Origin of the sequence: Agromyces bauzanensis, from assembly GCF_014645655.1 — a bacterium.
Lineage (GTDB): Bacteria > Actinomycetota > Actinomycetes > Actinomycetales > Microbacteriaceae > Agromyces > Agromyces bauzanensis.
In genome coordinates this window covers 1-949 of the sequence record NZ_BMMD01000072.1, presented here as the reverse complement: position 1 = coordinate 949, position 949 = coordinate 1, and the positions used below count along the sequence as shown (strand labels likewise).

General features: G+C 64.0%; 1 protein-coding gene. It reads left to right on the top strand.

What is annotated here, in order from left to right:
- Nucleotides 1-216 precede the first annotated feature (216 nt).
- Nucleotides 217-949, top strand: a 733-nt coding sequence (gene istA, locus IEX31_RS18450) for an IS21 family transposase (RefSeq protein ID WP_188744843.1), incomplete at its 3' end; no start/stop codon positions are given.

Here is a 949-nt window from a genome sequence, read left to right as displayed (position 1 = left end):
TTCGACATCCCCCGATCGTGGGGTGCTACCTGTCAACGAACTCATGAGACATGCTGTAAACGAAGTCATGAGACAGCTTGTAAACGAAGCTCTGAGACATGACATGTAACGATCCGGTAGCGCGCGTGCGGGGGTCGGGTAGCGCTCTGTCGGGGTGGTCGAGGATCGCTCTCGCTGCGGCCAAGGGTTGGCCGCTGGTGGAGAGGGGTGTCGCTGATGATGGACTATCGGTTTGTGCTGGGCCTGCTGGTGCAGGGGTACGCGTATAGGCAGATCGAGGCNATCGACCGGCTGTTCGCCGATGGCCGCAAGAGCGTGGTCGAGGAGTTCGTGCCCGTCGACATCGACAAGGTCGTGGCGGCGCGGCTGGGGCGGAACAAGCCGCCGCTGAAGGTGCTGTGGGCGCGGTATCTGCAGACCGACGCCGCGTCGGGGGCGAGGTTCTACGGGTATGAGCGGTTCTGCCAGATCGTCGCCGAGCACGTCCGCGTGAACGACCTGACCCTCCCGATCGCGCATGACCCGGGGCACACGATGCAGGTCGACTGGGCGGGCACCCAGATGCAGCTCACCGATCCGGTCACGCGGCAGACGACGCGGGTGTCGGTGTTCGTCGCATCGTTGCCATTCTCCGGGCTGATGTTCGCATACGGGTGTCTGGACGAGAAACAGCCGGCATGGCTCGACGCGCACCGGCGTGCGTTCGAGTACTTCGGTGGGGTGGCGCAGGTGATCGTTCCGGACAACGCGTCGACCGCGTCGAACCAGATCAGCCGCACCGAGAAGGCGAGGGAGGTGAACTCGTCGTATGCGCAGTTCCTGGAGTACTACGGGACCGCGGCGTTCCCGACCCGTTCGTATCGTCCCCGCGACAAGGGCAACGTTGAGGCTGGGGTGAAGGTCGTCACGAACTGGGTGATCCACTACCTCGAGGGTCGAGCGTTCGCGT